Annotated in this window: 4 protein-coding genes; 3 read left to right on the forward strand and 1 reads right to left on the reverse strand. The window is 56.4% G+C overall.

Annotation, left to right across the window (positions count from 1 at the left end):
* The first annotated feature begins 108 nt into the window (after positions 1-108).
* The 3 genes from IM784_RS16570 to drt3b all read left to right on the forward strand — a co-directional run bounded on the left by IM784_RS16570 (position 109) and on the right by drt3b (position 5,012).
* Positions 109-1,215, forward strand: coding sequence for a Fic family protein (locus IM784_RS16570; protein ID WP_199556456.1), 1,107 nt, complete (start codon positions 109-111; stop codon positions 1,213-1,215).
* Between the two features lie 388 nt (positions 1,216-1,603).
* Entirely contained in the window at positions 1,604-2,950 is a 1,347-nt protein-coding gene (drt3a, locus tag IM784_RS16575; RefSeq protein WP_199556457.1) for an antiviral reverse transcriptase Drt3a, read from the forward strand.
* A complete protein-coding gene (gene drt3b, locus IM784_RS16580; RefSeq protein WP_235977453.1) occupies positions 2,943-5,012 on the forward strand; it encodes an antiviral reverse transcriptase Drt3b in 2,070 nt (689 codons plus the stop codon). Before drt3a ends, drt3b begins: the two co-directional genes overlap by 8 nt.
* A 134-nt stretch (positions 5,013-5,146) precedes the next feature.
* On the opposite strand, the gene IM784_RS16585 is transcribed toward drt3b, so the two are convergent.
* Positions 5,147-6,000 (reverse strand): DUF2026 family protein (locus IM784_RS16585; RefSeq protein WP_207791797.1); only part of this gene is annotated, 854 nt, incomplete at its 5' end.

Consider the following 6,000-nt stretch of genomic DNA (forward strand, 5'->3'; position numbering starts at 1 on the left):
CTCGCCGTCCGTTTCCGTGAACGGGCAACTCCATGATGATGGATAGTCATTGCCCTCATGGATCAATATTCGTTGAATTCTGATCCATGGCGTGCCACCCAGTCAATCATGCGCTGGAACTGGCAACAACCCGATTGGCCGCAGTTCACATATGATGCCGAGGCACTGCGTCTGCAGGAACAACAATTCCTCAAAGGCGCAGGGATCGTCCTGGGGGCCATGGCTCACCTTGATGGAGAGGACCGACAGGGCCTCATGATCGCGATGATTGCGGAGGAGGCCGTCGACAGTTCCGCTATCGAAGGCGAGTTTCTGGATCGGGCAAGCGTCCAGTCGTCCGTCGCACAGCATCTTGGCATCAAGGCCGACGTGCGGCGCGCCAGTGCTGCGGAAGCAGGCGCTGCCCAACTGATGGCGCTGCTCTACCGCAGCTATGCAACGCCCTTGTCCGAAGAGGTCCTATGCCAGTGGCATGCCACACTGCTGAATGGCAGACGGGATCTGAAGGACGTTGGCGCCTATCGTACACATGCTGATCCCATGCAGATTGTCTCGGGTGCGGTTTATGCGCCCAAGGTGCATTTCGAAGCGCCTCCGTCCGAGAGGGTGCCCGATGAAATGGCCAGTTTCATCCGCTGGTTCAACGAGAGCGGTCCTGCAGGCCCCAGGCCAGTGAGCGCATTGGCGCGCGCCGGGATCGCGCACTTGTGGTTCGAGACCATTCATCCGTTCGAAGACGGCAATGGCCGTCTGGGTCGCGCCCTTGCGGAAAAGGCCTTGGCTCAATCTGTTGATGCGCCGGTCGTCACTGCGCTTGCGCAAACCATCCAGCGCAACCGTAAGGCCTATTATGAGCAACTGCACCGGGCCAGCCTGTCGAACGTAACCGACGGATGGCTGGGCTGGTTTGCAACGGCCGTGTTGGCGGCGCAGGAACGCAGCCGCCGAAGTGTGGAATTCATCATCGCCAAAGCGCGTTTGCTGGACCGTCTGGCCGGCAGGATCAACGCTCGGCAGGAGAGGGCGCTTCTCAGGATGTTCGCCGAAGGCATCGATGGCTTCAAAGGCGGCCTGAGCGCATCCAACTACCGCACCATCACCGATGCCACCTCAGCCACCGCCACGCGTGATCTCGCCGAACTCGTGGAGATGGGCGCACTCCGCAAGCAAGGACAACTGCGATATACGCGGTATCATCTCGAACTCGGTCAGTGAACGCCGAAGTAGCAGACATTCAGCCGGCCTGATCAGTTCCCTGAAACCTTCCGTTCGTTCATCAAGTTGGTCCGTTGGCACAGGAGGCCGACTTTGGGACGTTGCCGTCATTCCCAGCGATATCAGCCAACGGCGGCTTAGGTCAGAACTGGACGTTTCTTTTCGATCGCAAGGAAGGCGGGACATGAGCAGCGCTAGCCTTTTCGGCCTGTCCGATTCTGAATGCAAAAATGAATCAAGCTGCCGTTCGTTTGAACCGCCGCAGGTGCCAGCAGCCGCAAACGAGCCCGACATTCGCGGTTGCGAATCCGCTTCGTGAAATCGGCCTCTGTAGGATAACCGTCTTCGCGAACGCCAACGGAGCGAACCCCAGGATGTTACTTCAGTAATGCTCGATCAGATGTTTACCGCGGAGAATTTCCGCCACATCTACGACGCCGAGAACCGCAAGGGTCTCGATCTGGCGAGCCGTTACTTTCCGACGCTCGAGCCGCTCACGCTCGCTGTCCGCGAGAAGGTGCAGGACATCCGCGACCACCGCGCCAAACAGGCGACGATGGCGGCAGATGTGTTCGAGGAAACTTTACTCGACCTCAAAAAGAAACTGGCAGACGCAAAGGCGGAAAAATCGACCGCCGTCGATGCGCTGATGGACGAGATCAGCCAGAAGGTGCTCAAATCCACCTTCAAAATCGATCTGTCCAAAAAGGACGGTCCGAACGGGAAGCCGGTTTTCTGCATCGATGCCGAGCCCGAAACCTTCTTCGTCATCAAGCAGCTCCAGCGCAACATCAACCGCATCTACGGGGTCAAGCAAGCGAACCGGCACGACCTTGTCTGCCAGGTTCGCGATATGCTGGGCGGCAATTTTCCATTTGAGTTGGTTCGAACCGATATCTCGTCATTTTACGAGAGTATCGACAGGAAAAAGCTGCTCGAAAAGCTCGACAGCGACCAGCTTCTAAGCCCGGCATCGAAGAAGTACATCAAGCAAATCCTTGTTTCCTATGGCGCGAAATCCGGCACCGTCGTCGGCGTTCCGCGCGGGGTCGGCATCAGTGCCTACCTCGCCGAATTCTATTTGCGCCCCGTAGATAACGACATCCGGGCAATTCCCGGCTTGGTTCTCTATTGCCGCTTCGTCGATGATATTGTGGCGGTCTTCGCGCGGCCCCCGGCAGGCAACAGCCTCGGCTCCTATAAAGACCGGATCATCGGCATCGTCGGCCAGCACGCGCTGACGCATAATGCGGCAAAAACAAATGAGTTCGCCTTCCCGGACCCAAATCCACTGACCTTCGAGTACCTCGGCTACAAATTCATCATTACCGCCGGAGAGTGCAAGATCGGTCCCAGCACGGCGAAGGTGGACAAATATCGCACGCGCATGAAAGCGGCGTTCGAGGAGTATTGGCTGGAGCGCTCGCTTCGCACGCGGCGCGCCTACCGCGAGCTGATCTGGCGCATCAAATTCCTGACCGGCAACACTCGGCTGTCGAACAGCAAGTCGCGTGCCGTCGCCGGCATCTATTACAACAATTCGATCGCGACCGATCTGACCAGCTTCGGCCAGCTTGACCAGGAGCTGAAGGCGCTAATCGCGACCTTGCACAGCAGCAGCCTGCAGAAGCAGTTAAAGAAGCTCAAATTCACCACCGGCTTTGAGCAGCGCCGTTATCATCATTTTAGCGCGCGGGAATTGCAAACAATCGTGAGGGCTTGGAAACATGCCTAAGCGCCGCGTCTCCCTCACGCACCGGAAGCAACGCTCGATCCTCACGGACATGCTGCCGTTCGAGGTGCCCCCGACGTTTTCCAACCGGGGCTATTATCGCTTCCTGCGCGATAACAGCGTCGAGATTGAGAAAGGCCAATTGCGCTGGGTTTGCAAGACCGACGCGCTCGACCGCACGATGCAGCTTTTGTTCGGCATCAAGGCCGGAACGCCCATCACCGCTGAGGTCGTAACCGAATGGGGTAAGCAGAAAACCAGACGGTCGGTTTCCTACAACAAGTGCGAAATGGCGACGATCCCGTTCAATTTCAGGGTCGCGCACAACCTGGACGGTCGCACTTTGAGCGTTGTCCATCCGCGCAATCAGGTAGCGGTCGCGAGCTTCTACGCCAATCATAGCGCGCTGATCATCTACCACACGTCGTTGAGCGAATTTTCGATCCGCCACCCGGTGTCAGTGTCGCGCTACGCCTATTTCAAGGACAAGCTGCATGAGAAGCGGCTGGATTCCGTGGCGGGGCTGGAAGAGGAGGATCGCGAGTACGAGCAGCTCGGCTCCTATTTCGTTTACCGGAAATACCGGAACATCCATCGCTTCTTCGAATCCTACAAATATCATCGCAGCGAGAAAAAGTACGACGCGATGGTGCAGATTGACGTCAGCAAGTGCTTTGACAGCATCTATACCCATTCGCTTCCTTGGGCTGTTCTGGGCAAGGACCAAACGAAATTCAGCCTTAAGCCTTCCACGTTGACATTCGGAGGGCGCTTCGACGCCCTCATGCAAAATCTAAATCACAAGGAGACCAATGGCATCGTCATCGGCCCGGAATTTTCGCGGATTTTTGCCGAGATCATTTTGCAGTCGGTCGATGTCGAGCTCCTGCAGCAGTTGGCGAAAGCAAACCTGCGCCACAAGGTGGATTACGAGATTTTCCGCTACGTCGACGACTTCTTCGTTTTCTACAACAACGAGTCCACGCAGCTCAAGGTTTTCGAAACCCTTCAGGAGATCCTAAAGGGCAAGAAGCTCAGCATCAACACCGCGAAAATCAAGCATTATAAGAAGCCAATCATCACCGAAATCACGATCGCCAAGGAGCGGATTTCAGCGCTTCTGAACGACGAAATCAATCCGGCCTGCGAGGAAGAGCCCTTGGCCGATCCTGCCAAGCCGCCGAAGAAAAAGCTGATCTGCGGCATCAATGCGAACCGTCTAATCATCCGCTACAAGGCTGCCATCAAAGAAGCTGGCGTCACCTACGGCGACTTGCTGAATTACACGTTCGCGATCATCGAGAACAAAATCGAGAAGCTCTTCAAGGCCTACGTCGAGAGCGACAAAACGGACCGAGACCGCAAGCGTCTGTCCAATGCCTTGCTGGCGATCATGGAGTTTGCCTTCTTCGCCTATTCCGCGAGCCCGAAAGTCAATCATACCATCCGCATCTGCCGGATGATCGCGACCTCGGTGGACTTCGTCCACGCACAGGGGCTGCCGTACGAGCAGAAGCATCTCCTGTTTAAGTACGTCCACGACAACGTGATGCAGCAGCTCGAAAAGAACACGATGGGCGAGCATCGCGAGGTCGAAAGCCTCTACCTTTTGATTTCGCTCTCGCAGATCGGGCGGGAATACTGGCTACCAATCTCCGTGCTGCTGCGGCATTTCCTGATCCAGGAGGAAGAGGGGACCGGAAATTACATCCGGCCCACCGGCTTCATGAACCATTTCTCGGTCACGATCCTGCTGTCATATATCAAGCATAAGGTCAGGTACGCGAAGCTGAAAGCCTTCATCGAAGCGGAAATTCTTGCAAAGCTCCAATATATGAAGGTGCATTGCCCCGACGACGCCGAGACGCTGATTATGTTGCTCGATCTCATTGTTTGCCCTTACATCAGTAACGCAACCAAAGATGCTATCGGGGCAATCTTCGGGCTGGATGCTGCCGGTCTGGCTGCCGTTCAAGCGACCAACGACCATTGGTTCACCGCCTGGGACGACAAATTCGACCTTGGCAAAGAGCTGGACGCCAAGCGCAGCCGCGAGGTATATTAAGCTCGGCGCTCCGCTCTACCCTTAATAGCTGTTGGCAGCTCACACACAAGCGCCCACCTTTTCCCTGTATCAATCGGGGGCCGGGTAACGAAACGGTCGGGGCGGGCCGTTTCCTCGCCCACCATCCTCGACCATTACCAAGAGCCTGTCGCCACATTTGCGGGCAGCTTGAGATTGGTCACTTCGCCGAGATCGTTGATCATCGCAAAGGTGGGGAGCTGCTTACCCTTCGGCATGCCGAACCATGTTTCGGCGACATGGATCAAATCGGAATTGGCCGGACGCTTGCCGAATTTTCCAAGCAAATCGTGGGTGAGTTCGCGGCTCGGCAGAGTGATGAAATCGCCAGTGGCATTCAGGCTTTCAAGGTCACTTGCCTCGCTCGCAATCGGTCGTTGCAGCATCTTACGCGGGATTACCGTGTCACCCAGCAGAGCTGCAAAAGACTCCGGAAAGATCGGAGCCATGAAGTCGATGATGTGAGTCTCGGTCTGGACCCACATGTGGAAGCCCTCGGAATCCGTGACGATCCGCACACCTTCGTCACGACCAAAAAAAGCGACCTTGGGTTCGTCACTGACGCAGAGTGCGAAATTACCGGCAACCGCCGTCGCCGGGATTTTGTAGCGCGTCTCTAGAATATAGGCTCCGAAAACGGCGAAGAAGATGCATGACCGCTCGGCGGTGCCAAGACCCTCGATCACGCCACGCGCCACTTGATGGATGCGGTTATACTCGTTGAGGGTGAGGAGAAACTTCTTCATTTTGACCTGCGGAGACGGATGGGTTGGATCGATGGAGTTTCTCAATTGCAGACGGAATCGCAAGGGAGGTCGGAGGGCGAGCCGACGTCCCACGGGCTGTCCGCCGTCAGCACCAATGGCACAGATTTGAGGTTGTGATTTAAGGAGGATCTGGGCTTCGTCGTAGTGACGAAGGAACGAAGATGAAGCCCAGATCCTCCAATGTAAAATCGCCCGCCAAGGCC

Origin of the sequence: Sandaracinobacteroides hominis (assembly GCF_016464365.1) — a bacterium.
In the GTDB taxonomy this organism is placed as follows: Bacteria; Pseudomonadota; Alphaproteobacteria; order Sphingomonadales; family Sphingomonadaceae; genus Sandaracinobacteroides; species Sandaracinobacteroides hominis.